Source organism: Streptomyces sp. NPDC048644 (genome assembly GCF_043199105.1).
Lineage (GTDB): Bacteria > Actinomycetota > Actinomycetes > Streptomycetales > Streptomycetaceae > Streptomyces.
Genome location: NZ_JBICVO010000001.1, coordinates 580,521 through 605,963, shown reverse-complemented (window position 1 = coordinate 605,963; position 25,443 = coordinate 580,521). Strand labels below are relative to the sequence as shown.

Below are 25,443 nucleotides of genomic sequence, written 5' to 3'. Positions count from 1 at the left end.
CCGGCCCTGGGCCGGTGTCCGTATGTGGCGGGAAACCGGGAGGAGAAGGAGGGGCCGATGTCCGTACGTCGCCTCAATCACGCGGTGCTCTACGTCCGTGACGTGGCCAGGTCCGTGGCGTTCTACGGGGAGACCCTGGGGCTCACGACGGCCGAAGATGTGCCGGGCCGCGCGGCCTTCCTGGCCGCGCCCGGCTCGCTCAACGATCACGATCTCGGCCTCTTCGCGGTGGGCGCCGAGGCGCCGGGCCCTGAGGCCGGACGGGTGGGGCTCTACCACCTGGCCTGGGAGGTCGGCACCCTGGGCGAGCTGGTCGCGGCCGAGGAACGGCTTGCCGCCCGCGGCGCGCTGGTCGGCTCCAGCGATCACCTCGTGTCCAAGTCGCTGTACGCCAAGGACCCGGACGGCAACGAGTTCGAGGTGATGTGGCGGGTGCCCCGCGAGGACTGGCCGGGCCCCGACGAGCCGGACCGGCTGCGTCCGCTCGACCTCGCCGCGGCGCTCCGTCGCTGGGGCCCTGACCGGGAAACGGGCGCGGCGGCGGGCACCGCCACCTGAGATACGGGCACGGCGGCGCGGCACGGCGGCCGACGGTGCCGGAGCTGCCGGCCGGGCCTCGCGGGACGGGGCCGCGGCCGGCAGCCGCCAGGTCAGGTCTCCGTCGCCGTGCGGTCCGCCCAGCGCTTTTCGACGCCGGAGAGCCGCCAGTACGCCAGCGCCGCCGCCCAGACGACCACGAACAGGCCGACGATGATGAAGCCGACGTTGTCCAGGTCGAGGCCGGAGATCCAGCCGGTGACGCCGTCGGTGAGGCCGAGCTTGTCGTGCAGGACGGTCACCAGCTCGATGGTGCCGATGAAGAAGGCCACGGCGATCGAGAGGCCGGTGATGGTGAGGTTGTAGTAGACCTTGCGCACCGGATTGGCGAACGCCCACTGGTAGGCGAAGTTCATGAACGTGCCGTCGAGGGTGTCGAACAGGCTCATTCCGGCGGCGAACAGCAGCGGCAGGCACAGGATGGCGTACCAGGGCAGACCGGCCGCGGCGCCGCTGCCCGCCATCACCATCAGCGTCACCTCGGTCGCGGTGTCGAACCCGAGGCCGAAGAGGAAGCCCAGAGGGAACATCTGGCCGGGCCGGGAGATGGACCGGGTGAACCGTCCCAGGAAGCGGTTCATGAACCCGCGGGAATCGAGCCGTGCTGCCAGCTCCGCCTCGTCGAACCTGCCCTCGCGCATGCCGCGGAAGACCCGCCAGATACCGGCGAGCGCGATGAGGTTGAGCGCGGCGATGAGGTAGAGGAAGCTGCCGGACACGGTGGTGCCGACGGTGCCGAGTACCTGGTGGGCGCGCGAATCGTCGTTGAGCAGGGTGCCGGCGAGCTGGGCGCCGCCGGCCACCAGTGCCGCCATCGCGACGATGACGCTGGAGTGCCCCAGGGCGAACCAGAAGCCCACCGAGACGGGCCGTTTGCCGTCGGCCATCAGCTTGCGTGTGGTGTTGTCGATCGCCGCGATGTGGTCGGCGTCGAAGGCGTGCCGCATGCCGAGGGTGTAGGCGGTGATGCCGAGACCGACGCCGAAGACCTGGCTGCCGACCGTGTAGTGGTACGGGACGACCAGGAGGAAGAGCACGCCGAAGGCGACGACGTGCAGGGCGGCTATGACGGCCATCAGTCCGGCGGTACGGACGGTGTCCTGCCGGCGCCAGCGGAACTCCGGGGCCGGGTCAGGGATATGCGGGGGATCGGTGGACAGGGCCATACGGCGGTCACGCTCCAGCACCTCGTGGATCACTTCGTGAGATGCCGTGGCCGGTCTCCTGGCTTACGGGTGCACGCGTCCGGGCCCGGCCTTCCCGGCCGCGGGCTGCGGTCAGTGGCCCGGCACGTGCGGCGGAGCGCGCGTGCCGAAGGGGTCGGAAACTCCCGATCACAGTGGCGAGGGCCGCTCCGGGCTGGGGCCTTCGGCCCTTCACCGGTCTTCCCGAGCACCACGGCCCGGCCACTCTAACGGAGCTGCCCGGCGGCCTCCATGGAGCCTGTTTGTGCTGGTTGATGGGCCTGTGGGGGTGTGTGGGGCCTCGGGTGAGGGGGGCGTGAAAGGGTCAGTACGGCAGCGAGGAGAGGAAACCGTGCAGGGCGTGGTCGAAGGCGGCCCTGTTCTCCAGGTTGACCATGTGACCGGCGCCGGGTATCCGGATCCGCTGGGCGCCCGGCACGGTCAGGGTGATCGCGTGGGCGTTGGCGGAGATGTCCATGCTGTCGAGGTCGCCGTCGAGGACGGCGGTCGGCACCCGGATATCGGCGAGGCGGTCGGCGGCCCCGACTTCGACGGGGATGCCGGCACCCATCGCGTCGGCGTGCACCTCGGCATTGGCCTGGGCCGAGGCGCGGAGCCGTTCGCGCAACGCGGCGTCCACCGCGGCCGGTTCGCGGTGCGGGCCGTCCACCCACATCCGCAGGAAGTGCTCGACGTAGCGCTCCGCGGCGTACGGTTCGCCGATCGCGGCCACCTGTTCCTTGATGTGCGCGAGGAGGAACGGGTCGGTGAAGGCGCGACCGCTGATGCCGGGGGAGGCCAGGGCCAGGGCCGCGACCCGTTCGGGGTGGGCCAGCGCGGTGTCGAGGGCGATGCGGGCGCCGTGGGAGAGGCCGACCAGGACGGCACGGGGCACCGCGAGCGCGTCGAGCAGGGCCCGCAGGTCGTCGTGGTTGGACCAGTCGCCGGTCACGGACGAGGAGAGGCCGTGGCCCCGGAGGTCGTAGCGGATCGCGCGCAGGCCGGAGTTGACGAGCCAGGCGAACTGCTCGTCCCACATGCGCTGGTCGAGCATGCCGCCGTGCAGCAGGACCACGGCGGGGCCCGTGCCGGCCGCCTCGTAGAACAGCTCGCCGTCGTCGATCGGCACGGTGCCGTTCTCGATGTCGGCCCATGTGCTGATTCCCTGGGTCATGCTCCCCGCCATCCTTCGTGTGAACTCATCGGACACGTCCGCTGTGCCGGAACCGTCTGAAGTGCCGGAACTGCCGCGTCCCTTCGATGCAACGTGCGGATCGCCCGTGAGGTGCCGGAATTCCTCGGCGAGTCCGTCGAGTACACCGGATCAGGACGGGCGCGGCACGTCCGGAAGGGGAGTCAGGCGCCGTCCGGGCGCGGGGCCGCCCCCGGCGTGAAGGTGACGACGAGGTCTGCGCGCTCCCGAGTGGCCGCCACCAGGCGGGCGTTGGCCTCGTCCGACGTCCGCACGAACCGCTCCGCGGCGGCCCGCGGCCTGCCGAACCGTTCGTGGCGGTCGACGAGCCGCCGTACCCGCTCCGTGCCGTCCAGGTCCACGTACCAGACCTCGTCGAGCAGCGCGCGGGCGCGGGCCCACGGCGGTGCGTCGACGAGCAGGTAGTTGCCTTCGGTGATGACGAGCGGGAGATGGGGCGGGACGGCGATGCTGCCGGCCACGGGCTCCTCGATGCGGCGGTCGAAGGCGGGTGCGTAGACGACGGCGCCGGGGGCGGGGGAGCGCAGGCGGGCGAGCAGCGCCGCGTAGCCGTCGGGGTCGAAGGTGTCGGGCGCGCCCTTGCGGTGGGTGCGGCCGAGGCGGCGCAGTTCGGACTCGGCGAGGTGGAAGCCGTCCATGGGGACCAGTGCCGCCTGCCCGGCCAGCCGCGCCACCAGGTGGGCGGCGAGGGTGGACTTGCCGGCCCCCGGTGGCCCCGCGATGCCCAGGATGCGGCGCCGCCCGGGTGCCGCGGATGCGGCGAGCCGGCGGGCGCGGGCCAGGAGGTGCGGTGGGTCCGTGTCCATGGTTGCTCCCTCGTGCCGGTGCGGGTGCCGGTGCCGGTGCGGGTGCGGCGGGTTGGCGGGGTGTCAGTGCGTGGCCGTCAGCCGCCACAGGGAGGTGACCTCGGCGGCGCGGGCCACGTGGAGCGGGTCGGATGTGTCGCGGGCGCGCGGGTGGCGCGGGGTGACGTCGAGCCGGTCCACGACCTCCAGGCCGGCCGATGCGAAGGCGGCGGTGAGTTCGGAGCGTGGCCGCAGGCCGAGGTGTTCGGCCAGGTCGGACAGGATCAGCCAGCCCTCGCCGCCCGGTGTGAGGTGCTCCGCCAGGCCGTTCAGGAAGCCGCGCAGCATCCGGCTGCCCGGGTCGTACACGGCGTACTCGATGGGCGTCGTCGGCTTCGCCGGCACCCAGGGCGGGTTGCAGACCACCAGCGGAGCGCGGCCTTCCGGGAACAGGTCGGCCTCGACCACCGTCACTTGGCCCGCCACACCGAGCCGTTCGGTGTTCTCGCGGGCGCAGGCGAGCGCACGCGGGTCCTGGTCGGTGGCCACCACCCGGCGCACACCCCGGCGCGCGAGTACGGAGGCGAGGACGCCGGTGCCGGTGCCGATGTCGAAGGCCAGGTCCTGCGCGGGCAGCGGCGCGGCGGCCACGAGGTCGACGTACTCGCCGCGGGCGGGCGAGAAGACGCCGTAGTGCGGGTGGATCCGGTCACCGCCGAGCGCCGGGATCTCGACTCCCTTTTTGCGCCATTCGTACGCGCCGATCAGGCCGAGGAGTTCCCGGAGGGAGACCACGGATGCGGTGCGGTGCGGGCCGGGTTGCGCGGGGGCGGGTGCGTCGGCCGGGGCGTCGGCAGGGGGCGGGCCGTACGCCTGGGCGCAGGCCGCGCGGACGTCGGGGGCGCGGTGCAGCGGCACCGCGTGCGTCGCGTCGAGGGGGATCAGCAGCATGCCCAGGATGCGGGCGCGCTGGTTCTGCGCCGCGCGGTGCTGGTGGAAAGCCTGCGCCGGGTCGTCGGGGAGCGTCTTGCGCGGGCGGCGGTCGATGCGGCGGGTCAGTGCCGTCAGCAGTTGCCTGGCATTGTGGAAATCGCCGCGCCAGAGGAGTGCGGTGCCCTCGCAGGCGAGCTTGTACGCGGCGTCGGCCTTCATCCGGTCGTCCGCGATCACGATCCGGCGGGGCGGTGGCGCGCCGTTTTCGGAGCGCCAACGGGCGGAGCGGGCCTCGTCGGCCTCGGTCCATTCGACGACCGGCGGTGCATTCACCGAAATGTGCCTCGTGTCAGTGGTTCGGACCCCTGCCAGGGCGCCGCCGCTCAGCCGTGGCGCTGCGGGGCCGCCGATGGTGCCGGGCGCGCTCCCCGGGCGGCGCGGGTCGGCGCGGTCTGCGGGAGCGGTACGGCGGGGTGGTGACGGTCGACTTTACTCCGTGTGCGGGGCCGCCCCGGGCGGGCGGCCGGTGACCGGCGGGCAGCCGGGACTTTCGTCCCGTGCCGATGGCCGTACGCGCGGGGCAGGATGAAGGCAGCTGATCTTGATGTTCCGCGCGGCACGGGCCGGACGGCCCTGCCCTGCCGTGCGGGGCATCGGCCACGGCGGCACACCGCGCCGTGGATACCAATCGTTCGTATGGAGGCGCACATGGACACCCTTCCCGTCATCGTCGCTGTGGACGGGTCCGCCGACAGTGAGCGGGCGCTGCGCTGGGCGGTCGATGCGGCCCGGCTGCGGGGCGCGGTGTTGCAGGTGGTGCACGTCTGGCCGTACGCCACGGCCGAACGGGCCGCGGCGGCCGAGGCCGACCCGGTGCTGGCGGAGCTGCGGACGAAGCTGGCGGCGGAGGAGAGCCGCGGGGCCGGGCTGCCGGAGATCGAGTTCCGCGGCCTTGCGGGGCTGCCTGACACCGTGCTGCCCGAACTGGGCGCCGAGGCCAGGCTGCTGGTGCTCGGCTCGCGCGGTCGCGGCGGCTTCGCCAGCCTGCTGCTCGGCTCCAACGGCCTGGCATCGGCCGCCCACGCCGCCTGCCCGGTCGTCGTCGTCCCGCGCCCGGACCGCGACCGCACCCGGCGGGCGGACGAGGTCGCGCCGCCCGGCACCCCGCAGGTCGCGCTCGGCGTGGACGCGTCGTCGGACGAGCCCGGCGCGATCGGCTTCGCCTTCGCCGAGGCCAGCCGCCGTGGCGCCCGCCTGAAGGTGCTCTCCGGCTACACCTGGCCGATGCTGATGCCGCCCGCCTTCGAGTACGCGGCGGCGTACGAGGCCACACAGCAGGACTACGCGGACGCGCTCGGCAAGCAGCTGACGGAGGTGCTCGCGCCGCACCGCGACCGGTATCCGGAGGTCGACGTCGAGGTGGTTCTCCAGGAGGAGAGCGCGGCGGGGCTGCTGGTGGAGGCGTCGCAGGAGAGCGATCTGGTGGTCGTGGCCCGGCATCGCCGCAGGCTGCCGGTGGGGCCGCGGCTCGGCTCGGTGACGCATGCGGTGCTGCTGCACGCGGTCTGCCCGATCGCCGTGGTGCCGGTGGATCAGGACGGGGCGGCGCAGGGCGCTTCGTAGCGCACGCGGGGACGGCGGCCCGGCCACCCGGCCCGGCCGCCGTCGGGGGCTCAGTGCGCGGGGCGCCGCTCCGGCCTGCGCATCAGGAAGGCGGCGGCGGACCCGGCGATGAAGAGCGCGCAGACGGACAGGCCGGTGCTGATCCAGGACGTGCCGAGCCACTGCCCGCCGAAGTAGCCCAGGCTCACGCTGTACGCGGCCCACGCCAGACCGGCCAGCGCGGACCAGGGCAGGAACTCGCGCACCGTACGGTGTGCGACACCCGCGCCCAGGCTGACCACCGAGCGGCCCGCCGGTGCGAAGCGGGCCAGGACGACGATGCCGCCGCCGCCCCGGTTCAGCGCCGTGCCGAGGCGTTGCTGCGCGGCGGTCAGGCGGCGGGAGCGGCCGATGGCGCGGTCGAAGCGGTCGCCGCCGCGCCAGGCCAGCCGGTAGGCGACCATGTCGCCGAGCACCGATGCCGAGGCGGCGCACAGCACCAGCGAGAACATCTCGGCCAGGTGTGTCCCGGCGCTCACGGATGCGCCCACCGCGCTGACCGCGCCCGCCGCGGTGCCGGTGCCCGCGGCGGCGGTGGCCGCGGTGATCACCAGGACGCCGCTGGGCAGGATCGGGACGAAGACGTCGAGAACGACCGAGAGGGTGACGATCACGTACACCCAGGGGGTGCCACTGAGGTGCCCCAGGCTTTCCAACAACGCGCCACTCCCGGTCCGGACCCCGCCGCGACGTCGCATGGGGCGGCAGGGGCGGCTGTACAGCCATACAGCGTACGCCTGTGCTCTGCCCGGTTCTGTCCCAGGGGGACAGATGTTGTACGTGTCACGCACACTTCGCGTTCATTGATGACCGCTAGCAGCCGGCCTCTCCCAAAGGCGGCCCGTACGGCTGGGGTGCCGTACGGGCCGGTGGTGCGTCACGGGTGTCCGCCCTGGGCCTGAGCGTGGGCCTTCGGGCGGCTGCCGTGTGGTGCGGTGGATCCGCGGGCGGCGGACCGGTCAGGCGGCAGCTCGCTCGCGGTCTCCCGTCTCCAGCCCTCCCTCTTCCCGGCCCCGCTGACCGGCGCGGGAACCGAAGAGCAGCCGGTCGGCCGACCAGGCGCCAGGACCGAAGAAGGCGATCAGCAGGAACGCCCAGCAGAACATCACGGACGCCTCGCCGCCGTTCTGGATCGGCCACAGCGCGGTGCCCTGATGGGTGGAGAAGTACGCGTACGCCATCGAGCCGGAGCTGACGAAGGCCGCGGCGCGGGTGCCGAGGCCGCACAGCACCAGGATGCCGCCGACGAGCTGGATGGCGCCGGCGTACCAGCCGGGCCAGGTGCCAGCCGGGAGGGCCTCGCCGCTGCCCATCGCGCCGCCGAGCACGCCGAAGACCGTGGACGCGCCGTGGCAGGCGAAGAGCAGCCCGACGACCACCCGGTAGAGCGCGAGCACGTGCGGCGCGGCTTTCTCCGTGAATGAGGCGTTCGGTGGGGAATTGAGTGGATTGACTGCATCGGACATGTGGGGACTCCTTCGGTTCCGAGGGGGACGTGCAACCGATGGAGGCACAGGTTAGGGATACCTAAACTATGCTTGCAAGTTCAATCTCTGGCCAAAAGGGACCTTTGGTCTGAACCAATTTCGAGATGGGGTGCGAGGCACGCTCACCGGTACCCGGAACACCGGTCACCGGACATGCGGGCCCTCTGGAGTGCCGGGAGCACCCGGGAGTGCCCGGGAACGCCGAGCGCCCGCCGGCCGGAGGTGGCTCCGGCCGGCGGGCGCTCGGCATCGATGCATCGGCGCGCGGTCGCGCCGGACGGGCCCACGGGTGCCCGCGGCTCCTCAGCAGCCGTCGAGGATCTTCTTCAGGGCCGCCTTCTCGGCGGAGTCAGCCGTCATGCCGTACTCGTGTTTCACCCACACCCACATCCGGGCGTACTCGCAGTGGTACGAGGTCTTCGGCGGCAGCCACTTCGCCGGGTCCTTGTCGCCCTTCTCCTGGTTGACGTTGTCGGTGACGGCGATCAGCTGGGAGTGCGTCAGGTCGTTGGCCAGTTCCTGGCGGCGTGCGGTGGTCCACTGCGCGGCGCCCGACTTCCACGCCTCGGACAGCGGGACGACGTGGTCGATGTCCACGTCGGACGACTTCGTCCACACGCCGTCGTCGTAGGCCGACTTCCAAGTGCCGCTGGTCGCCGCGCACTTGTTGTCCGTCTGTACGTCGGTGCCGTCGCGCTTGAGCACCACCTCGCGGGTGTTGCAGCCGTCGCCCTGGTCGATCCAGTGCGGGAACTTGTCGCGGCTGTAGCCGTCCTGCGGTCCCTCGGCCTGCTCCTTTATGTCGGCGAGGTACGTCTTTGCGGTGGCCACGTCCGGCGGGCTGGGTGGCGCCGCCTGCGCGGTCTGGCCGCTCAGCATCAGCGTGCAGACCAGGGCTGCGGCCGAGCCCGCGGCGACGGTGACGCGACGCGCGTAGACCTTTGGCATCGGAACTCCCTTGGTGTGGGGGGAAGTTGGGTGCGGTGCGGGGTCCATGTTGGCGACGTGGGGTTGCCGGTACATGGGCACCGCGTAACAGAGTGGCGACATGCCCACGTCAGATCAAGGGCTTGACGGCACGCCATCTTCGTGTCGGGGCAGTCGGGTTGGGATGCTCCCGCGCACGCGCCCCTACAGTGAGCGCGTGCTCCTGCCGGTCAATACCACCCTCGGGGTCGTCCTCGCCGTCCTGCTGATCGCCGCCGTGGCCGTGACGGCCGTCGCGCGCCTCGGTCACGCCCGGCAGATCGCCGTGGCGGGGCTGCGCGCCGCGGCCCAACTCGCCGCCGTTTCCTACCTCATCGGCTGGGTCGTCGGCGCACTCCCGTGGCTGCTGTGCTTCCTCGTGCTGATGTTCGCCGTGGCGGTACGCACGGCGGGGCGCCGGATCACCGGTAACGGCACGTGGTGGTGGGCCGCGGTGCCGATCGCCGCCGGCGTCGTCCCGGTGGTCGGCCTGCTGCTGCTCACCGGGCTCGTCCCGCCGCGCGGCCTCGCCCTCGTCCCCGTCGCCGGCATTCTGATCGGCGGAGCGCTGACCGCCACCGTGCTCGGCGGGCGGCGCGCGCTGGACGAGCTGGCGACCCGGCACGGGGAGGTGGAGGCGGGGCTCGCGCTGGGCCTGCTGGACCGGGACGCGCGGATGGAGGTCGCCAGGCCGGCCGCCGCGGACGCGCAGCTTCCGGGGCTCGACCAGACGCGGACGGTGGGGTTGGTCACACTCCCCGGCGCGTTCGTCGGCATGCTGCTCGGCGGCGCATCGCCCGTACAGGCAGGTGCGGTGCAGCTGTTCGTGCTGGTGGCGCTGATGGCGGTGCAGGCGGTTGCGGTCTCGGTGGTGCTGGAACTGGTCGCGCGCGGGCGCATCCACCGCGTACCCTTGACGGCAGCAGAAGGGGAGTAGCTCTTCGCCGGACCGTCGACATAATGCCCGCCCCAGTGGCGAGCCGGCGCCCGGAGGCCGGTATCCGTACCGTGCCAGCGAGACCTTCGGCCGCAGTGTTCTACGCTGCCGTGCCGAAGCGACCCCTCTTGGCGGGCCCCTAGGCGCGGCCCGACCGATCGAGGTATACAGCCCCGTGTTCAGTCTCACCGTCGCAGCCGTCGTCTTCGGCGTCGTCTTCCTTGCCGAGCTGCCCGACAAGACCGCATTGGCCGGCCTGATGCTCGGCACCCGCTACCGCGCCTCGTACGTCTTCGTCGGCGTCGCCGCGGCCTTCCTCGTCCACGTCGCCCTGGCAATCGCCGCGGGCAGCGTGCTGACGCTGCTGCCGCACCGGCTCGTGCAGGGTGTGGTCGGCGTGCTCTTCCTGGCCGGTGCGGCGGTCCTGCTCTTCAAGAAGGACGAGGACGACGAAGAGGTCAAGAAGCCCGCGGACCAGAGCTTCTGGAAGGTCTCAGGGGCGGGCTTCATGATGATTCTGGTGGCCGAGTTCGGCGACCTGACCCAGATCATGACCGCGAACCTCGCCGCGCGTTACGACGACCCGCTGTCCGTCGGCATCGGCGCCGTCCTGGCCCTGTGGGCGGTGGCGGGCCTGGGCATCATCGGGGGCCGCACCCTGATGAAGCACGTCCCGCTCCGGCTCATCACCAAGGTCGCGGCGTGCGTGATGATCCTTCTGGCGGGCTTCAGCCTGTACGAGGCGATTGCGGGCTGAGCCCGGGGCGGCAGGCGGGCGGGCCGTGGCGTCTGTGCACGACGGAGCGGCCCGCCGACCGTCAGGCCGGGAAGTGCAGGGTGATCCGGCCGTCGGCCAGGGCCTCGACGCGGATTCCGGTCAGGTCGCTGACCTGCACCGTCGGCGCGAAGGCCGCGGCGCGGTCGCCGACGCCGACCACTCGCATACCGGCCGCAAGGCCCGCGTTGATGCCCGCCTCCGAGTCCTCGAACACGAGGCAGTCATCGGGTGCGTGGCCCAGTTCGGCCGCGCCCTTGAGGAAGCCCTCGGGGTCGGGCTTGCTGGCGCTGACGCTCTCGGCGGTGATCCGGACGTCGGGCACGGCCAGCCCGGCGGCGGCCATCCGGGCGTCGGAGAGCGCGATGTCCGCGGAGGTCACCAGGGCGTGCGGCAGTGCGGCGATTGCGTCCATGAAGGCCGGGGCGCCCGGGACCGGCACCACACCGTCGGTGTCGGCGGTCTCCTGCGCCAGCATCCGCCGGTTGTCCGCCATGTTCAGCTCCATGGGGCGGTCCGGCAGCAGCGCGGCCATGGTGGCCCAGCCCTGCCTGCCGTGCACGACCTGAAGGACGTCGGCGGCGGGCAGCCCCTGCTCGGCGGCCCAGCGGCGCCAGCAGCGCTCGACCACGGCCTCGGAGTTCACGATCGTGCTGTCCATGTCGAGCAGCAGTGCGCGGGCGGTGAGCGTGGTGGTTGCCGTCATCGGCGGGCTCCTGGGCGCTACGGGCAGAAGGTGGCGTACGCGGATCTGCGTGCGGCGGTGCGGGGCCGAGTGCGGCCGACGCGTCCGTGCCCGCAGGTGAAGAAAAACAAGTGGCTCCGCCCGCCGGTCAGGGAGTGCGGGCGGAACCACTTTGTTCCTACACGATACAAAGCGCGTCGGGGCGCCGACAACCGGCCCCCGGTGACGGGGGTCGGTGGGGCGGCCCGTCGTGGTCGCCGGATCCGTCGCGGGAGACGCCGGGCGGCGGGGTGTGCGGGGCCGGGGGTTTGGTGGGCGTAGCCGTGTGACCTGCGGAAATGGGGTGGGGTGTGGCGCTGTGCGGGGTGCGGGAGCGTCGGCCGTGCCGTCGTCGGGGCGGGCGCCTTTTCGTGGAGCGCCGGGGGAAAGAGTGGGAAATACCACCCTGGGAGGAAATGCCGACCTGACGGAAATGGCACCTCGGGCGTCTCGGGTACCGCAGGCATCCCGGGCATCGCAGGCATTCCGGGCACCTCAAGGCACCTCAAGGCACCTCAAGGCACGTCAGGCACCTCAAGGCAGCTCAGGGCGGAATGCTGCCCGGTCGCCCCGGTCGCCCCGGTCGCCCCGGTCGCCCCGGTCGCCCCGGTCGCTCAGCGTTCACGAGGAGTGCGTGCGGTACTCCAGTGACACGCGGGTCCGTGGTCCGTAGACGCCCTCGGGGTCGCCCTGGACGCCGTACTGCCACTGGTAGTGGGTGACCGCGTCGCGTACGGCGGGGTCGTACCGGCCGTCATCGGCGCCGAAGTACAGCCCCAACTGCCGCAGCCGGTGCTGGAGTTCCACCACCGCACCGCCGCCCGAGCCCGGGTGCAGCACCGCAGGGCCGATGTCCGGCGCCTCCGGGGCCCACGCGTCAGCCGCCGACGTGTCCGGGGGGCGGGCGGGCGCGGGGGAGCGGGTGGCGGAGCGGGACGTCGGGATGCCGCTCTCCGAGGGGCGGTCCTCGTCGGCGGCGGGCAGGGGTGCCGTCAGGCCCCGGCCGGGCTCGGTCGCCCGCTCCTCGGCCCCGCCGAACAGCGCGTCGCCGCCTGCCAGCGCCGCGCTCGCCGCCACCGCCGCACCCGCGACGGCCAGCAGTGCGCGCTTCCGGCCGCTCCGGTGAGTTCCCCCGCCGCCGTCGGCACCGGCCGGACCGCCACCGGATGCCGGACCGGGCTCCGACGAATCGACCGTCCTGGACGTCGGCCCCGCGGCCCGGTTCGACCTCGGGGGCACCCGCGGTACGCGGACCCGGCCGACGGGCCTGACCCCGCGGAGATTCCGCAGGTCGGGAAGGTCGTGAAGCTCTCGTGACGCGGGGGGATCCGGGGGATCCGGGAGGTCCGGGAGATCCGGGAGGCTGGGGACGGCGGGGACGGCGGGGGCGACAGAGGCGACAGGGATACCGGGGAAGCCGGGAGGATCAGGCGCCCGGTGCAACCCCTGCGTCCGCTGCGCCCCCTGAGCCCGCTGTGCCCCCTGCGCCCGCTCCACCCGCTGTGACCACTCCGACCACTCCGCCCACCGCGCCCGCTCCGCGCTCTCCGGCCCCTCGGGATCGGGTAACGACACGTACGGCCGCACCCGCAGCGGATCGAAGTCGTCCTCGGCGACCGCGGCGCACAGGCACGTCGGCCGTCCGTCGCCCCGTACCGGAGCGCAGCAGTCCGGGCAGGTCTCCGATGCCACAGCGGCCCCTTCCCTGAAGTCCGGGGACGACCGTTTCGGCGGCGGCCCCGGAGCCGTCGAACCGGCAGCGATTATCCAGACGCCGGACCGCCTCGCGCAGGCAGTCACGGACATCCGCGAGGTATCCGTCCCAGCCGCCCACCGCGCCCGGGGGCTCGTATGCGACATCACCGGCGATACCGCATCGATACGGCAGCGACACGAGGGTGCGACGGCAGCGGCACGGCAGCGGCACGGCACCGGCCGGCGGCCCCGCCCACTCAGCGGGCCATATCGGGAGGAAACAACCAGGATGGATAAGGACGGCCGACCGCGAGAGCCAGGCCGCGGCCGAGTGGGCGGCGCGGCGGGCGGCAGGCCGGGAGAGAGGGAGGCGCTCATGGCGCAGGACACCGGTGCACCGGCGGTGCCCGGCGATGGCCGTTCCCAGCGGGCGGTCCTCGTCGCGATCGGCGCGCTGCTGCTCGGCATGCTCATCGCCGCACTCGACCAGACCATCGTCGCCACCGCGCTGCCCACGATCGTCAGCGACCTGGGCGGTCTCGACCACCTCTCCTGGGTGGTCACCGCCTACCTCCTGGCGTCGACGGCCGCGACGCCGCTGTGGGGCAAGCTCGGCGACCAGTACGGGCGCAAGAAGCTTTTCCAGACCGCCATCGTGATCTTCCTGATCGGCTCGGTGCTGTGCGGCATCGCGCAGAACATGCCGGAGCTGATCGGGTTCCGTGCCCTTCAGGGCTTGGGCGGCGGCGGTCTGATCGTGCTCTCGATGGCGATCGTCGGCGACATCGTGCCGCCCCGGGAGCGCGGCAAGTACCAGGGCCTGTTCGGTGCCGTCTTCGGCGCCACGAGCGTCCTCGGGCCGCTGCTCGGCGGCCTGTTCGTGGACCATCTGAGCTGGCGCTGGGTCTTCTACATCAACGTGCCCATCGGCATCATCGCGCTGGCCGTCATCGCCGCCGTGCTGCACATCCCGGTCCGCCGCACCCCGCACCGGATCGACTACCTGGGCACCGGCCTGATCGCCGCCGTCGCCGCCTGTCTGGTCCTGATGACCTCGCTCGGTGGCGTCAGTTACCCCTGGGACTCCTGGCAGATCGTGGGGCTCGGCGTGCTCGGCATCGTCCTGCTGGCCGTGTTCATCCACGTGGAGCGGCGGGCCGCCGAGCCCGTCCTGCCGCTGCGCCTCTTCCACATGCGGACCTTCACGCTGACCGCCGTCATCGGCTTCGTCATCGGCTTCGCGATGTTCGGATCGATGACGTACCTGCCGACGTTCCTCCAGGTCGTGCAGGGGGTTTCGCCGACCATGTCCGGCGTCCACATGCTGCCGATGGTGCTGGGCATGCTGGTGTCGTCCACCGCGTCCGGGCAGATCGTCAGCCGCACCGGCAGGTACAAGTTCTTCCCGATCGCCGGCACCGCCGTCACCACCATCGGCCTCCTGCTGCTGCACCAACTCGGCCCGGTCAGCAGTGTCACGGCCATGAGCGTCTACTTCTTCGTCTTCGGCTTCGGGCTCGGCCTGGTCATGCAGGTGCTGGTGCTCATCGTGCAGAACGCCGTCGACTACAAGGACCTGGGGGTCGCCACCTCCGGCGCCACGTTCTTCCGCTCCATCGGCGCCTCGTTCGGCGTCTCCATCTTCGGCACGATCTTCGCCAACAACCTGGGCCCCCGGATCGCCGACGCCGTCGCGGGACGCCAACTGCCCCCCGGCGTCACCCCGTCCACCATCGCCGAGGACCCGCGAGTGGTCTCCCAGCTCCCGGCATCCCTGCGGACCGGCGTGCTCGACGCCTACTCCGTCTCGATCACCGACGTGTTCCTCTACGCGGTCCCTGTCGTCCTGGTCGCCTTCGCGCTGGCCTGGTTCCTCCGGGAGGAACCGCTGCGCAGCAGCGTCACCGCGCCGGACACCACCGAGGTGCTGTCCTCCAACCCTGTCGAGCGTTCCTCGTACGACGAATGCGCCCGCGCCCTGTCCAAACTCGGCAGCATGGAGGGGCGGAGACGGATCTACGAGAAGATCACCGAACAGGCCGGTCTCGACCTGAAACCGGCCGCGAGCTGGCTGTTGCTGCGCATCCAGCGGCACGGAACGGTGGAACCGGCGTTGCTGGCCGAGCGCACATCCGTGCCGCTCGGGGTGATAGCCGCGGCCACCCGGCAGGTCGAGGAACGCGGTCTCGCCGTACGCGAGGGCCTCGACCTGCTGCTCACCGACTCGGGCCGCGCGGTCGCCGCCCGGCTCGCTGCCGCCCGGGAGGAGTCGCTGGCGCGGATGCTGGGCAACTGGTGGACCGACGACCGCCCGCACGACCTCGCGGAACTCGTCCAGCAGTTGACGTCCGAGATGTGCGGATCGGACGCCGAGGAACCGCACAACGGCGACGCCCGCCAGAGCGTCCCGCGCACCCCGCGCCCGCCGGATCTGGCGAAGTGATCAGGGCGCGGCCCGCGGTATCCGCTTCTCGAAGAAGATCTCCGCGTACGGGTCGACGTGGTACGGGGCGATCTCGGCGTATCCGTGCCTGCGGTAGAGGGCGACGGCTTCCACCAGGTCGAGCCGGGTGTCCAACCGGATCCGCTCGGCGCCCAGTTCGGACGCGGCCCGCTCGGCGGCGGCCAGCAGCCGGGCGGCGACGCCGAGACCGCGCCCGCCGGGCCGTACGTACATCTGCTTCAGCTCGGCGGTCCGCGCGTCGAGCAGCCGCACCCCCGCGCAACCGGCCGCGGTACCGCCGTGGCGGGCGACCAGCAGCAGGCCGTGCGGCGGGGTCAGGCAGCCGCTCGGGTAATCCGCCACCCCCTGCTCGATCTCCTCCGGCGTGGAACGCCGCCGCTCGTGCAACTCGTAGTAGCGATCGGCGACTTCGGTGTAGTAGTCGCGCAGCAGGGCCGCGGCGTCCGGGGAACCGGGCGGCTCGGCGGCGAGGGTCCAGGGGGGCCGGGGGGTGTCGGCGGGGTCGGGCATGGCGTCATTGTGGCGGGTGGTGCGGGGCTGTACACCAGGGTTTCGGGCGGCGCCTGCCCGGGGGCCGCTGTGCGGACTCTGCCGGGCGTGGCCTGATCGGAGCGAGCGGCCATGGCCTGGAGACATGAGCGCCGTCGGCGGTCCGTACGTCACCGCCTTCGACCACGGCTTCGGCGTCGCCCGGCCCGGCGGACGGGTGGACCAACGACCGCCGGACCTGACGAAGTGCTCAGGGCGCGGCCCGCGGTATCCGCTTCTCGAAGAAGATCTCCACGTACGGGCCGTCGTGGTACGGGGCGATCTCGGTGTACCCGTGCCGGCGGTAGAGCGCGACGGCTTCCACCAGGTCGAGCCGGCTGTCCAGGCGTATCCGTTCGGCGCCCAGTTCGGACGCGGCCCGTTCGGCGGCGGCCAGGAGACGGGGGGCCGCGCCGAGACCGCGGTGATCGGGCCGCACGAACATCTGCTTCAGCTCGGCGGTCCGCGCGTCGAGCAGCCGCACCCCCAGGCAGCCGGCCGCGGTCCCGTCGTACCGGGCGACCAGCAGCAGGCCGTCCGGCGGCGCCAGGCTGTCGCTCGGGTACGCCGCCAGTCCCTTTTCGATCTCCTCAGATGTGGAACGACGCTGCTCATGCAGCTCGAAGTAGCGGTCGGCGAGTTCGGTGTAGTACGCGCGCAGCAGGGCCAAGGCGTCCGGTGAGTCGAACGGCTCGGCGGCGAGGGCCCAGGGAAGCCGGAGCGTGCCGGCTGAGGTGATCATGGCTTGATTTTGATAAGCCTGTGGCCTGAAAGCTAGATCCCCCGACTTTAAATCTAGGTTTCGTGATGGGGGCTTTCGCCGTGTCGGCGGTCCCTGGAACGGGAGGTGGACCCGGGTCAGACGGCCCCGAACCGGCCGTCCTTGATGCCTGTGACGAAGGAGGAGAAGGCGGCGGCGGGGACGTTCAGGACAGGTCCGCTCGGGTTCTTGGAGTCGCGGACGGGGACCACGCCGTGCGGGGCGAGGAGGTTGGCGGCAATCTCGATGCACTGGCCGCCGTTGTCGCTGTAGGAGGACTTGAACCAGCGGGGGGATTCGGTCGTCATGTAGCCGATGCTAGGTAGGCAACAGAGGCTGTACGAACGGCATATCAAGACAAGACCAAAGCCCCGCCGCGCCTCCCGGTCCGGGGGCGCGGCGGGGCTTTCGTCCAGCTCAGACGGCCCCGAACTCGCCGTCCTTGACGCCTGTGACGAAGGAGGAGAAGGCGGCGGCGGGGAATTCCAGTATGGGGCCGCTCGGGTCCTTGGAGTCACGGACGGGAACTGTGCCGGTGGCCGCCGCTTGCGCCGGGGCCCACTCGACGCAAGAACCCCCGCTACCGCTGTAGGAGGACTTGAACCAGGTGAGGGGGAGGGAGTCGGTCGTCACGGGGTGCCCTTTCGTACCTGCTCGATCACGGCCACTGATTCCGCCTGGGAAAGCGCTTCGGCCTGTAGCTGATGGTAGGCCCTCACCAGCGGCAGTACGGAAGTGATCTCCCTGTCCAGCTGCCCGTTGGTCTCGGACTCCACGTAGGACATGACGGAGCGGTCGGGCAGGGTCAGCAGATTCACCAGCCGATTGAACGGGCGGCGCTCACCTATGGCGTAGGGGGCCAACTGGAGCGTGGTGTCCGGCTGGTCAGCGAACTCGATCAGACGGGCCAACTGGCGCTCCATGACATCGGCCCCTCCGATCAGCCGCCGGATGCAGCTCTCATCCAGGACCACGATCACGATGGGCGAGGTGCGCCGCACCAGAGCCGTTTGTCGTTCCGCCAGGAACTCCACCCGCTCAGAGGCTTGTTCGGGGGTGAGCGTGCCTCGTTTTACATGACCCGCTTCAATGGCACTTGCATACTCCGGCGTCTGGAGCAGTCCAGGAATCACCCCTACGTCAAACAGTCGGATCTCTGCCGCACGCGCCTCCTGCCCCAGGTACTCCGGGAAACCTTCCAGCAGACTGCCGTTGCGGATCTCTCCCCATGCGCGCTCGAACGAGTCTGCGGTCCCGGTGAACCCGAAGATCACGTCTAAGGCCCGCGAAAACCGAAGAGTTGGCGGCTTACGGCCAGTTTCCACTGCCGAGATGTGTCGGCCCGAGTAGCCGACCTGCGCGGCGAGTTCGTCCTGCTTCCAGCTACGTGCCTCGCGCGCGCTGCGTAGGCGCGCACCGAAGGCCGCCTGGGGCGAACTGTCCGGGTTCAACTCCTTGATGTTTACCAAAGTGCCCTCCGTTTCCGGAACCTTGAAGACAGCCCGAGCCTAGGCCACGCTGAGCCGCCTGAGTAGTCGTACCACTACGGAGAGGAGTGGCCGTGCGTGGAAAGAGCGGTCTCCCGGAGGGGCAGGAACCGTCGCGTGTCCCGGCCCACGGCGAGGGAGGAGCCGGTGAGGCGGAGGGGGAGCCGCTGCCTCCCCACCCGTGTGATTACGGGCCGTGCGAGTGCCCCGACCCGGGCTGCTCGCTCAAGGCGCCGCCGAACGTCCAGCGGGACCGGGCGGCGGACAGTCCGGCTCTCGCCCGCCTCCGTGCGCAGGTCCGTGCGGACGGTCAACGGCGGGCGCAGTTCCGCGCGTTGGGGAGGCCGGAATGAGCTGCCTTGATGCGGTGGGCTGCCCGACGTGCGCACGGCTCACCGCTGAGCTGTCCGCCGCCGAACGTGCGGGAGACGCGAGCAAGGCCGTCGATTGCCGGGTGTTGCTCCGGCGGCACCCGCAGCACGACGAGATCCCGGTGGCGCTGCGGGAGAGCGATGACCGCTGAGAACGCACCGGCCGCCGGGGCGCCCGCGCCGCCCCGACTGTTCGACGTCAAGGAAGCCGTGGCGGCCGTCCCGCCGACGTGCTGGAGAGGGGACTACCGCCTCACCGCCGCCCTGGCGGGGGCCGCGCTGGCGGTCGAAGGGGGGCGGCATGCCGAACCGGAACTCGATCTCGGGTGGTGCGTCCTGCCCACGGCCCACGGCGGTCCGCACTACGCCGTCGTGCGGGATCTGTGCGGTCTGGTGGTGTGGATCAAATGGCTCGGCCCGCTCGCCGAGCTGGTCGTCCTGCCCGACTGCCGCCGTACCGATGGCTGCGGGCTGTTTGCCGGACACTCCGGGCGGTGCTCCCGGTGAGCGCAGCCCGGGGCGGGGCGATCCGCTCGCCCCGCCCCGGGAGTTCGTCAGCCCTGCTTCGGGCCGGCCTGCTGAACGACCTCGAAGGACCACAGGGTCGACCCGGACGCGGCCGGCTTGGGACGCTCGCCGCCCTCGCCGCCGCCCTGGTGCGCGGCCTTCATCGGGCCCTCCATCCACGCCTGGAAGGACTCCTCGTCCCGCCAGCGGGTGTAGACGAGGTACTGGTCGGTGCCCTCGACGGGCCGCAGCAGCTCGAACCACTCGAAGCCGTCCGACGAGTCGACGGTCCCGGCGCGGGCGCCGAAACGCTGCTCCAGCACCTCACGCTGCTCGGCGGGCACGGTCAGTGCATTGATCTTCACGATGCTCATACCGCCCATCGTGCCCCATGCGGCCTTCGTACCGGGGGGCAGGGCACGGGGCCGGGACGGGGTCGGCACTCATGGTGTGGCCCGGGGCACACAGTGGTGTGCGCCCCGGTGGACTTCCTCCGTTCGTACGGGGGTGCCCAGCGCCGGTTTCCCGTTCCTGCAACTCTGCCCCCTTGCCTCACACGAGGAACCGCCGGAACGATTGACCAGGAGCCTGGACCATGAAGAAGGGGAGGCTATGGAAGTCACCATGCTCGCGACATCATGCGACAAGAAGGACTGCCCCACGATCTACAAGACGGATCGGGGCGCCCTACTGGTACAGGGCGGGACTCCGGTAGATCACGGGCTTCAGATTCCCGCCCACGAAACCTTGGTTGAGATCCCGCTCGAACTGTTCCAGAAGGCCATCCGTGACAACCTCATCTAGGACTCTAGGCAGCCTCTTCGACACCTTCGACCGCGAAGCGTTTCGACTGGAGACCCTGGACGACTACAGCCAGTTGGGCAGCGTCGATGCATATCGAGCCTTCCTGGCCGGCCAGGATCGGCCCGACGGCTACAACGCTGACTGGCTGGAAGAGATCAAGGGGCACGTGGGCGTCGGGCGGCGGTTGTACCGCGTCCACATTCTGACGCGGCCTCTGACCCCGTACCTACGATTCGAACTTGGGTGGGGCTACGTCACGAACGCGACGGCAGGAGAAGAGTTCTTCATCCTTGACGTCACGGATCGACCCAATCCCATAGCTGACGTCGGGGACTTCTGGCTTTTTGACTCAGCCACGGCCGCGCCGATGAGCTACGGCCCTGATGGGAAGTATCTCGGAGCTGACGTACTCCCCGACGACCGGGGCCCTGAGTACGTCGCCTACCGGGACAGGGCACTTGGGTATGCGGTGCCATTCGCGGACTGGTGGGCAGAACACGGCAAGTGAACCGTTCGGAGTTGGGTGCAGCGCTGCGGGTATTGCGGCAAGCCTCTGGTAAGGAGGCAAAAGCTGTGGCCCGCGGCTCTGTCATGTCCGCAAGTAAAATTAGCAAGATCGAAACCGGCAAGCTCGCCCCGAGCGTCGATGACGTGGACCGCATCCTGACCGCCATCGGCGTCTCAGAGGGTGTGAAGACGGAGTACATGGAGGCCGCGCGGGCGGTAGCCACGGAGGCCACGGCGTGGCGTCTCATCCAGCGTGCTGGACTCCACAAAGCACAGAAGCAGCTACAGGCCATCGAGGGCCGTATGAGCCTCCTGAGGCTCTTCCAGCCAGCTCTTGTGCCTGGCTTGCTTCAGACCCCGGAGTACATGCGAGCCATCCTGTCCCGGCACGAAGACCTGAGCGGAGAGACAGTACGGCGGACTATCAGCGCCCGCCTTGAACGGCAGGAAGTGCTGTACGAAGTGAGCAAAACCCTTCGCTTCGTGATCACGGAACCGGTGCTTCGGTGGTTGATTACTCCGCCGCTCGTCATGGCTGGGCAGGTAGACCGGCTCATTACCTTGTCCCGGATGCCCAACATCGATATTCGGATCGTTCCTCTCGCAGGGCCCAAGAATGACATCCCCAACCATGCCTTCGTTATCAGGGATGACCGGGCCGTGTCAGTGGAGACGGTGCACGCTGACGTGACGGTGACCGAGCCGAGAGACGTTGCCTTGTATGCGGCCAAGTTCGATGGATTCGCTGAACAAGCTCTTTCCGGCGACAGTATGAGGGCCGCGCTTGAGGGCATCCGAGACGCACTCTTGAGGGAACAGGAAACAGGCTAGGCGCATACAACTCCCCGGAGGATCATCGCTTCGACGAATCCAGCCGGGGAGGCAGCGGAGGAATGACGAGCCCGTTTCGGTACAGCCGGCCGTTGAGCTGTCACTCGACGGCCGGCTGTTGGAGGGCGAACCAGCCCTCGGTTACAAAGCCGGCTGCTGACACCGTCGAGACCTGGTGGACCCCGTTGGGTGGGCGGCTGGATATGCGCTCGGGCGTGGTGGCAATCCCGCAGGGCGCGAAGGTGCCACCGTGCCCGTTTCCGTGCCTCGACTGCCGCGCCAAGGGGCGTCAGTGAATGCTCTGCCGGTAGGGCCACACGATGGCTGAGAAAGAGCCCGGCATGTGGCTATGCCATGTGTGCGCAGCGATAACCGGCGTCTAAGACCCCCGCCCCGGCCGCAGAAACCTGGACAGTCGAGCAGCCGGGGCGGGTGACACCGCAGGGAACCCCTGCGGACCATGGGCCATGCCGCTGACGGTACGGCGACATGGCCCCTCGCGAAAGAGGAGGTTGGTGGATGAGCGGTGCGAGCGTCGATGTGTACGGGACGCGCACGCCCGATGCCGAAGGGTGGCGCGGTGTCCCGTTCCGGTACCCGGCTGACATGCCTGACGTGATGGCGGTTGACGGCGGTCGGCACGACGGAGGTCCGATGCCCCCGGAGGCCCCGCGCGCCCCGGAACCGAGTGGTGGCGACGGGGAGTAGCCCATCTCGTCGTGCCCGCTGAGTGACAGAGGCCCCGTCCGTGCGCTGCCCCCGTGGCGTAGGGGCGGGCCCTTACTCGTGGGCGCTGATCACGCCGCCGTTGCTGAGCACGATGTACACGCCGTTGGCGTCGACCCCGACGTCGTGCCCCTTCGTCTCCAGCGTGGCGGCCACGCCATCGAAGCCGATGATCTGCGCGCGGTACCGCAGTTCGCCGATCTTCGTGACCTTGGCCTTCCAGCCGCCCGCGAGCTTGAAGGTGCCCGGTCCCTGGTGCTCGCCGCCCATCCAGGAGTGGATCTCGCCGCCCATCGTGAGTACGACGTACATGCCGTTGGCGTCGAGCCCGGCGTCGGCGTCCTCCCCCGTCGTCTCCATCGTGGCCACGACCGCACCGTCGCTGATGATCTTGGCGCGGTAGCGCTGGGAGCCGAGGTCGTAGATCTCGGCCTTGCTGCCGTCCACCAGGGTCTTGGTGCGGACCGGGGACGCCTCCTTGCCACCGTCGGCGGCGGGCGCGTTGCCCGACGGCTTGTCCGCGGCATCCGACTTGGTGCCGGTCTTGGCATCGGCGCTCGCCTTGTCATCGGCGCTCTGAATTCCGGACCAGCCCGAGGCGCTGGAGTTGGCGGCGGCCGAGTTCGTGCTCGTGTGGCCCGCGGACTTCGCGTCGGCGGTGTCCGAGCCGGAGCAGGCGGTCAGGGTGAGGCCGGCGACTGCGGTCAGGGCCGCGGCGGCGATACGCAGGGTGCGGCGGCGAGCGGAGCGGACGGTGGTGCTGGAGCTCATTTCGGGTTCCCCCCGGGGCGGTCGGTGTCGTTGTTTCCTCGGTACGTCACCCACTTTGACCGGGGGCGCTATCGCCGGGCTGCCGCTCCCCTAACTTCCGGCTAACACGGGTGGTTACCGGGCCGTGAGCGCGGTGGGAATGTTGACGTGGGCGGCCCTGCGAGCCGGCCAGAGTGAGGCGGCCAGCGCGCCTGCCAGGGCGATGAGCACGCCGATGGCGAGGCGCCCCCAGGGCAGGACCAACTCGTAGCCCACGACGCTCTCCTGGAGGGTGCGGCCGAGCGCCCAGCCCAGGAAGATGCCCATGGCTGTGCCGAGGGTCGCGCCGAGCGCGCCGAGGAGCAGGGCCTCCAGGCGGATCATCCGGGTCACTCCGGCGCGGTCCAGGCCGAGGGCGCGCAGTGTGCCGATCTCCTTGCGGCGTTCGAGGACGGACATCGCGAGGGTGTTGGCGATGCCCAGCGCGGCGATGGCCAGGGCCATGCTCAACAGGGCGTAGAAGACGTTGAGTTGGTCGCCGATGCCGCCGCTGTCCTGGGCGCGGATGCCGTCCTGGTCGAGGACGGCGAGGGCGGGGTTGTCGCCGAGAGCGTGGGTGACACCCGCGAGCGCTGCCCTGCTGGGCCCGCCGTCCGTGGCGACGAGGACCGCGTAGGTGCTCGGGGCGGAGTCGTAGCGGGCGACGAGGGAGTCGGGTGCGGTGATGCTGGGCATCAGGTCGCTCTGCTCGTCCGCCTGGTAGACGGCGCCGATGGTGACGCTGCCGCGCCGGCCGTTCTGACGCTCCAGGGGGAGGGTCTGGCCGACGTGCCAGCCCGCCTTGTCGGCCTTGAAGTCGGCCACGGCGATCTGGCCCTTGGCGAGGCGGTCGAGGGAGCCGTCGATCACGTCGTAGCGCAGCAGCCGGCCGATGGTGGCGGGGTCGACGCCGGTCAGGACGGATTCGGTGCCGGCCAGGCGGTAGCCGGTGGACTGGTTGAGCGGGCTGAAGGTGGCGCCCGACAGCTTCTTGAGGGGCGCGGCGGTGGCGCGAGTCAGCTGCGGGCCGCCATCGGCGGGCTTGACCTGGTAGTCGGCGGTGAAGGCGTGGGTGGTCGCGCGGTCGAGGTACTGGGTGGCGGAGGCCCCCAGGACGGACAGGCCCGAGGCGAGGGTGAGGGCGATGGCGAGCGCGGCGGCGGTGGCGCCGGTGCGGCGCGGGTCGCGCACGGTGTTGCGGGCGGCAAGGTCACCCTGCACCGGGGAGAGGCGGGTCAGCAGCGGCTTGAACAGGGCAGTGAACGGCCGGGACAGCAGGGGGATGAAGCCGCTCGTCCCGGTCAGGGTGAGGGCGGCGCCGATACCGATGACGGTCCTGGCGTCCTTGCCCGTGGTGAGGGCCCCGTACACCACGGCGGCGGTGCCGGTGAGCGTCAGCGCGGCGCTGAGGCCGGTGCGCAGGGAGCCCACGCGGGCGGGCGCCGTGTGCTCGGCGGCGCTGAGCGCGGCGACGGGCGGGATGGCCATGGCCCGGCGGATCGGCAGCCATGCGGCGACCATGGGCAGGAGCGTGCCGACCAGCAGGGAGACGAGCACGGTGCCCGGGGTGAGGACCAGCGGGGCGGCCGGGGCGTCGGCGGGGGCGAAGAGCGTCTGGAGCAGGGCGGCGACGCCGGTGCCGACGGCGATCCCGGCCACGGAGGCGAGCGCGCCGACGAGGAGGGACTCGGCCAGCAGGATGCGGCGCACCTGCTTGCGGGTGGCGCCGATGGCCCGCATCAGGGCCAGCTCCCTGGTGCGTCGGGCGACCAGCATGGTGAAGGTGTTGGAGATGAGGAAGGTGGCGACGAACAGGGCGACCGCGGAGAAACCCAGCAGGATCTGGCTCATGGTGCCGCTGTCGCTGGTGGCGAGGTTCGCCTTGATCTGGGCGAGCCGGGCCCCGGTCACCGCGCTGGTGCCCTGGGGCAGCGCCGATTCGACGCGGCTGAGGAGCTGGGGCACGTCGGTGCCGGGGGTGGCCGTCAGCTCGATGTGCTGGTAGCGGCCGGGCTGGAGGAAGAGCCGCTGGGCGGTGGCGTTGGTGAACAGCGTCAGGCTGCCTCCGGAGGGGAGCTTGGTTCCGTCGGTGCGGAAGACCCCGCTGAGGGTGTAGGAGGCGGCGCCCTTGCCCGTGCCGACGCGCACCCTGTCCCCGACGCGGAAGCCGCCGCTGGTGGCGGTGGTCTCGTCGAGGGCGATCGTGTCGTTGCCGGTCGGTCCCGAACCCTGGGTGAAGCGGTAGGCGGGATCCCTGCCGTCCGCTCCCGGGGCGAAGTTGCCGCCCCGGGCGGACGTGCCGTGACCGACGGGCGTGCCGTCACGGTCGGCGACGGCGGCGAAGCCGTCGACCCGGCCCGCGGCGACGGCAACGCCGGGAAGCTCGGCCAGGGTGGTCACGGTGCGGGCACCGAGGTGGTGGGGACGGCCGCCGTCGGCGGGGTCGGTATCGGCGGCGACGTCGACGGCGATGCGCTCGTAGCCTTCGGTCGCACGGGCGGCTGAGGCACGGCTCAGGCTGTCGCCGTAGACGAGGCTGCCGGTGATGAAGGTGACGCCGAGCATGACCGCGCAGGCGGTCATCAGCAGGCGGGTCTTGTGCGCGAACACGTTGCGCAGAGCGGTACGGAACATGGGGGTGCGGATCCTGGGAGGCGGGCTCGGCGGATGCGAGCGGGCGGCTGGTTCAGGGCTGACGGCTGACGGCTGAC

At 71.2% G+C, this 25,443-nt stretch carries 27 protein-coding genes and 1 riboswitch; of the genes, 10 read left to right on the top strand and 17 right to left on the bottom strand.

Going from position 1 to position 25,443, the window contains the following annotated elements:
- The first annotated feature begins 57 nt into the window (after positions 1 to 57).
- The gene (locus tag ACGFNI_RS02725; protein WP_393679914.1) at positions 58 to 558 is read left to right on the top strand and encodes a VOC family protein; all 501 of its coding nucleotides are present in this window, start codon (positions 58 to 60) and stop codon (positions 556 to 558) included.
- Between the two features lie 92 nt (positions 559 to 650).
- Here ACGFNI_RS02725 and ACGFNI_RS02720 read toward each other — a convergent pair whose 3' ends face one another.
- The 4 genes from ACGFNI_RS02720 to ACGFNI_RS02705 form a co-directional block, all read right to left on the bottom strand.
- Complete coding sequence (locus tag ACGFNI_RS02720) at positions 651 to 1,796, bottom strand: HoxN/HupN/NixA family nickel/cobalt transporter (RefSeq protein ID WP_393679913.1); 1,146 nt, start codon at positions 1,794 to 1,796, stop codon at positions 651 to 653.
- A riboswitch (cobalamin riboswitch) is annotated at positions 1,794 to 2,012 on the bottom strand. It overlaps the preceding gene by 3 nt.
- Before the next feature lie 94 nt (positions 2,013 to 2,106).
- The gene (locus tag ACGFNI_RS02715; RefSeq protein ID WP_393679911.1) at positions 2,107 to 2,955 is read right to left on the bottom strand and encodes an alpha/beta fold hydrolase; all 849 of its coding nucleotides are present in this window, start codon (positions 2,953 to 2,955) and stop codon (positions 2,107 to 2,109) included.
- A gap of 182 nt (positions 2,956 to 3,137) precedes the next feature.
- Positions 3,138 to 3,800 carry a nucleoside/nucleotide kinase family protein gene (locus ACGFNI_RS02710; protein WP_393679910.1) on the bottom strand — a complete coding sequence of 221 codons (663 nt, stop codon included), beginning with the start codon at positions 3,798 to 3,800 and terminating at the stop codon, positions 3,138 to 3,140.
- Between the two features lie 63 nt (positions 3,801 to 3,863).
- Positions 3,864 to 5,045 (bottom strand): methyltransferase, encoded by a 1,182-nt coding sequence (locus tag ACGFNI_RS02705; protein WP_393679908.1) that lies wholly within the window; start codon positions 5,043 to 5,045, stop codon positions 3,864 to 3,866.
- Positions 5,046 to 5,420: 375 nt separating this feature from the next.
- On the opposite strand from ACGFNI_RS02705, the gene ACGFNI_RS02700 reads away from it, so the two are divergent.
- Positions 5,421 to 6,335, top strand: a complete 915-nt coding sequence (locus ACGFNI_RS02700) for a universal stress protein (RefSeq protein ID WP_393679907.1) — start codon at positions 5,421 to 5,423, stop codon at positions 6,333 to 6,335.
- Positions 6,336 to 6,385: 50 nt separating this feature from the next.
- On the opposite strand, the gene ACGFNI_RS02695 is transcribed toward ACGFNI_RS02700, so the two are convergent.
- From ACGFNI_RS02695 to ACGFNI_RS02685, 3 genes are all read right to left on the bottom strand, one after another.
- Positions 6,386 to 7,033, bottom strand: a complete 648-nt coding sequence (locus ACGFNI_RS02695; protein WP_393679906.1) for a DedA family protein — start codon at positions 7,031 to 7,033, stop codon at positions 6,386 to 6,388.
- Between the two features lie 300 nt (positions 7,034 to 7,333).
- Positions 7,334 to 7,840 carry a DoxX family protein gene (locus ACGFNI_RS02690; protein ID WP_393679904.1) on the bottom strand — a complete coding sequence of 169 codons (507 nt, stop codon included), beginning with the start codon at positions 7,838 to 7,840 and terminating at the stop codon, positions 7,334 to 7,336.
- A 324-nt stretch (positions 7,841 to 8,164) separates the two neighbouring features.
- A complete protein-coding gene (locus ACGFNI_RS02685; protein WP_393679903.1) occupies positions 8,165 to 8,809 on the bottom strand; it encodes an HNH endonuclease family protein in 645 nt (214 codons plus the stop codon).
- A gap of 196 nt (positions 8,810 to 9,005) precedes the next feature.
- On the opposite strand from ACGFNI_RS02685, the gene ACGFNI_RS02680 reads away from it, so the two are divergent.
- Both ACGFNI_RS02680 and ACGFNI_RS02675 read left to right on the top strand, forming a co-directional pair.
- Positions 9,006 to 9,764: an ABC transporter permease gene (locus ACGFNI_RS02680; RefSeq protein ID WP_393679901.1), complete on the top strand. Its 759-nt coding sequence runs from the start codon at positions 9,006 to 9,008 to the stop codon at positions 9,762 to 9,764.
- A gap of 175 nt (positions 9,765 to 9,939) precedes the next feature.
- Entirely contained in the window at positions 9,940 to 10,521 is a 582-nt protein-coding gene (locus ACGFNI_RS02675; RefSeq protein WP_393679900.1) for a TMEM165/GDT1 family protein, read from the top strand.
- 61 nt (positions 10,522 to 10,582) lie between these two features.
- On the opposite strand, the gene ACGFNI_RS02670 is transcribed toward ACGFNI_RS02675, so the two are convergent.
- Together ACGFNI_RS02670 and ACGFNI_RS02665 are read right to left on the bottom strand one after the other, a co-directional pair.
- A complete protein-coding gene (locus ACGFNI_RS02670; RefSeq protein WP_393679898.1) occupies positions 10,583 to 11,245 on the bottom strand; it encodes an HAD-IA family hydrolase in 663 nt (220 codons plus the stop codon).
- 639 nt (positions 11,246 to 11,884) lie between these two features.
- Positions 11,885 to 12,340, bottom strand: coding sequence for a peptidoglycan-binding protein (locus ACGFNI_RS02665; RefSeq protein ID WP_393679896.1), 456 nt, complete (start codon positions 12,338 to 12,340; stop codon positions 11,885 to 11,887).
- 994 nt (positions 12,341 to 13,334) lie between these two features.
- On the opposite strand from ACGFNI_RS02665, the gene ACGFNI_RS02660 reads away from it, so the two are divergent.
- Complete coding sequence (locus ACGFNI_RS02660; protein WP_393679894.1) at positions 13,335 to 15,401, top strand: DHA2 family efflux MFS transporter permease subunit; 2,067 nt, start codon at positions 13,335 to 13,337, stop codon at positions 15,399 to 15,401.
- On the opposite strand, the gene ACGFNI_RS02655 is transcribed toward ACGFNI_RS02660, so the two are convergent.
- The 5 genes from ACGFNI_RS02655 to ACGFNI_RS02635 all read right to left on the bottom strand — a co-directional run bounded on the left by ACGFNI_RS02655 (position 15,402) and on the right by ACGFNI_RS02635 (position 18,179).
- Complete coding sequence (locus ACGFNI_RS02655; RefSeq protein WP_393679892.1) at positions 15,402 to 15,932, bottom strand: GNAT family N-acetyltransferase; 531 nt, start codon at positions 15,930 to 15,932, stop codon at positions 15,402 to 15,404.
- Positions 15,933 to 16,161: 229 nt separating this feature from the next.
- Complete coding sequence (locus ACGFNI_RS02650; protein WP_393679891.1) at positions 16,162 to 16,692, bottom strand: GNAT family N-acetyltransferase; 531 nt, start codon at positions 16,690 to 16,692, stop codon at positions 16,162 to 16,164.
- A 116-nt stretch (positions 16,693 to 16,808) separates the two neighbouring features.
- Positions 16,809 to 17,018 (bottom strand): DUF397 domain-containing protein, encoded by a 210-nt coding sequence (locus ACGFNI_RS02645; RefSeq protein WP_393679889.1) that lies wholly within the window; start codon positions 17,016 to 17,018, stop codon positions 16,809 to 16,811.
- A 109-nt stretch (positions 17,019 to 17,127) separates the two neighbouring features.
- Positions 17,128 to 17,343: a DUF397 domain-containing protein gene (locus ACGFNI_RS02640; protein ID WP_393679888.1), complete on the bottom strand. Its 216-nt coding sequence runs from the start codon at positions 17,341 to 17,343 to the stop codon at positions 17,128 to 17,130.
- Positions 17,340 to 18,179 (bottom strand): helix-turn-helix domain-containing protein, encoded by an 840-nt coding sequence (locus tag ACGFNI_RS02635; protein WP_393679887.1) that lies wholly within the window; start codon positions 18,177 to 18,179, stop codon positions 17,340 to 17,342. The genes ACGFNI_RS02640 and ACGFNI_RS02635 overlap by 4 nt, the downstream gene beginning before the upstream one ends.
- Before the next feature lie 367 nt (positions 18,180 to 18,546).
- Here ACGFNI_RS02635 and ACGFNI_RS02630 point away from each other — a divergent pair, with 367 nt between their 5' ends.
- Together ACGFNI_RS02630 and ACGFNI_RS02625 are read left to right on the top strand one after the other, a co-directional pair.
- Complete coding sequence (locus ACGFNI_RS02630; RefSeq protein WP_393679885.1) at positions 18,547 to 18,720, top strand: hypothetical protein; 174 nt, start codon at positions 18,547 to 18,549, stop codon at positions 18,718 to 18,720.
- Positions 18,710 to 19,075, top strand: a complete 366-nt coding sequence (locus tag ACGFNI_RS02625) for a hypothetical protein (protein WP_393679884.1) — start codon at positions 18,710 to 18,712, stop codon at positions 19,073 to 19,075. The genes ACGFNI_RS02630 and ACGFNI_RS02625 overlap by 11 nt, the downstream gene beginning before the upstream one ends.
- A 47-nt stretch (positions 19,076 to 19,122) precedes the next feature.
- Here ACGFNI_RS02625 and ACGFNI_RS02620 read toward each other — a convergent pair whose 3' ends face one another.
- Complete coding sequence (locus tag ACGFNI_RS02620) at positions 19,123 to 19,449, bottom strand: antibiotic biosynthesis monooxygenase (RefSeq protein WP_227045611.1); 327 nt, start codon at positions 19,447 to 19,449, stop codon at positions 19,123 to 19,125.
- A gap of 238 nt (positions 19,450 to 19,687) precedes the next feature.
- On the opposite strand from ACGFNI_RS02620, the gene ACGFNI_RS02615 reads away from it, so the two are divergent.
- The 3 genes from ACGFNI_RS02615 to ACGFNI_RS02605 are packed head-to-tail and all read left to right on the top strand — an operon-like array spanning position 19,688 to position 21,217.
- Positions 19,688 to 19,879: a hypothetical protein gene (locus tag ACGFNI_RS02615; protein ID WP_393679883.1), complete on the top strand. Its 192-nt coding sequence runs from the start codon at positions 19,688 to 19,690 to the stop codon at positions 19,877 to 19,879.
- Positions 19,863 to 20,387, top strand: coding sequence for a DUF6879 family protein (locus tag ACGFNI_RS02610; RefSeq protein WP_393679881.1), 525 nt, complete (start codon positions 19,863 to 19,865; stop codon positions 20,385 to 20,387). Before ACGFNI_RS02615 ends, ACGFNI_RS02610 begins: the two co-directional genes overlap by 17 nt.
- Positions 20,384 to 21,217, top strand: coding sequence for a helix-turn-helix domain-containing protein (locus ACGFNI_RS02605; protein WP_393679880.1), 834 nt, complete (start codon positions 20,384 to 20,386; stop codon positions 21,215 to 21,217). The genes ACGFNI_RS02610 and ACGFNI_RS02605 overlap by 4 nt, the downstream gene beginning before the upstream one ends.
- Before the next feature lie 780 nt (positions 21,218 to 21,997).
- Here ACGFNI_RS02605 and ACGFNI_RS02600 read toward each other — a convergent pair.
- Both ACGFNI_RS02600 and ACGFNI_RS02595 read right to left on the bottom strand, forming a co-directional pair.
- Positions 21,998 to 22,714, bottom strand: a complete 717-nt coding sequence (locus ACGFNI_RS02600; protein ID WP_393679878.1) for a hypothetical protein — start codon at positions 22,712 to 22,714, stop codon at positions 21,998 to 22,000.
- 114 nt (positions 22,715 to 22,828) lie between these two features.
- Entirely contained in the window at positions 22,829 to 25,366 is a 2,538-nt protein-coding gene (locus ACGFNI_RS02595; protein WP_393679876.1) for an ABC transporter permease, read from the bottom strand.
- Positions 25,367 to 25,443 lie beyond the last annotated feature (77 nt).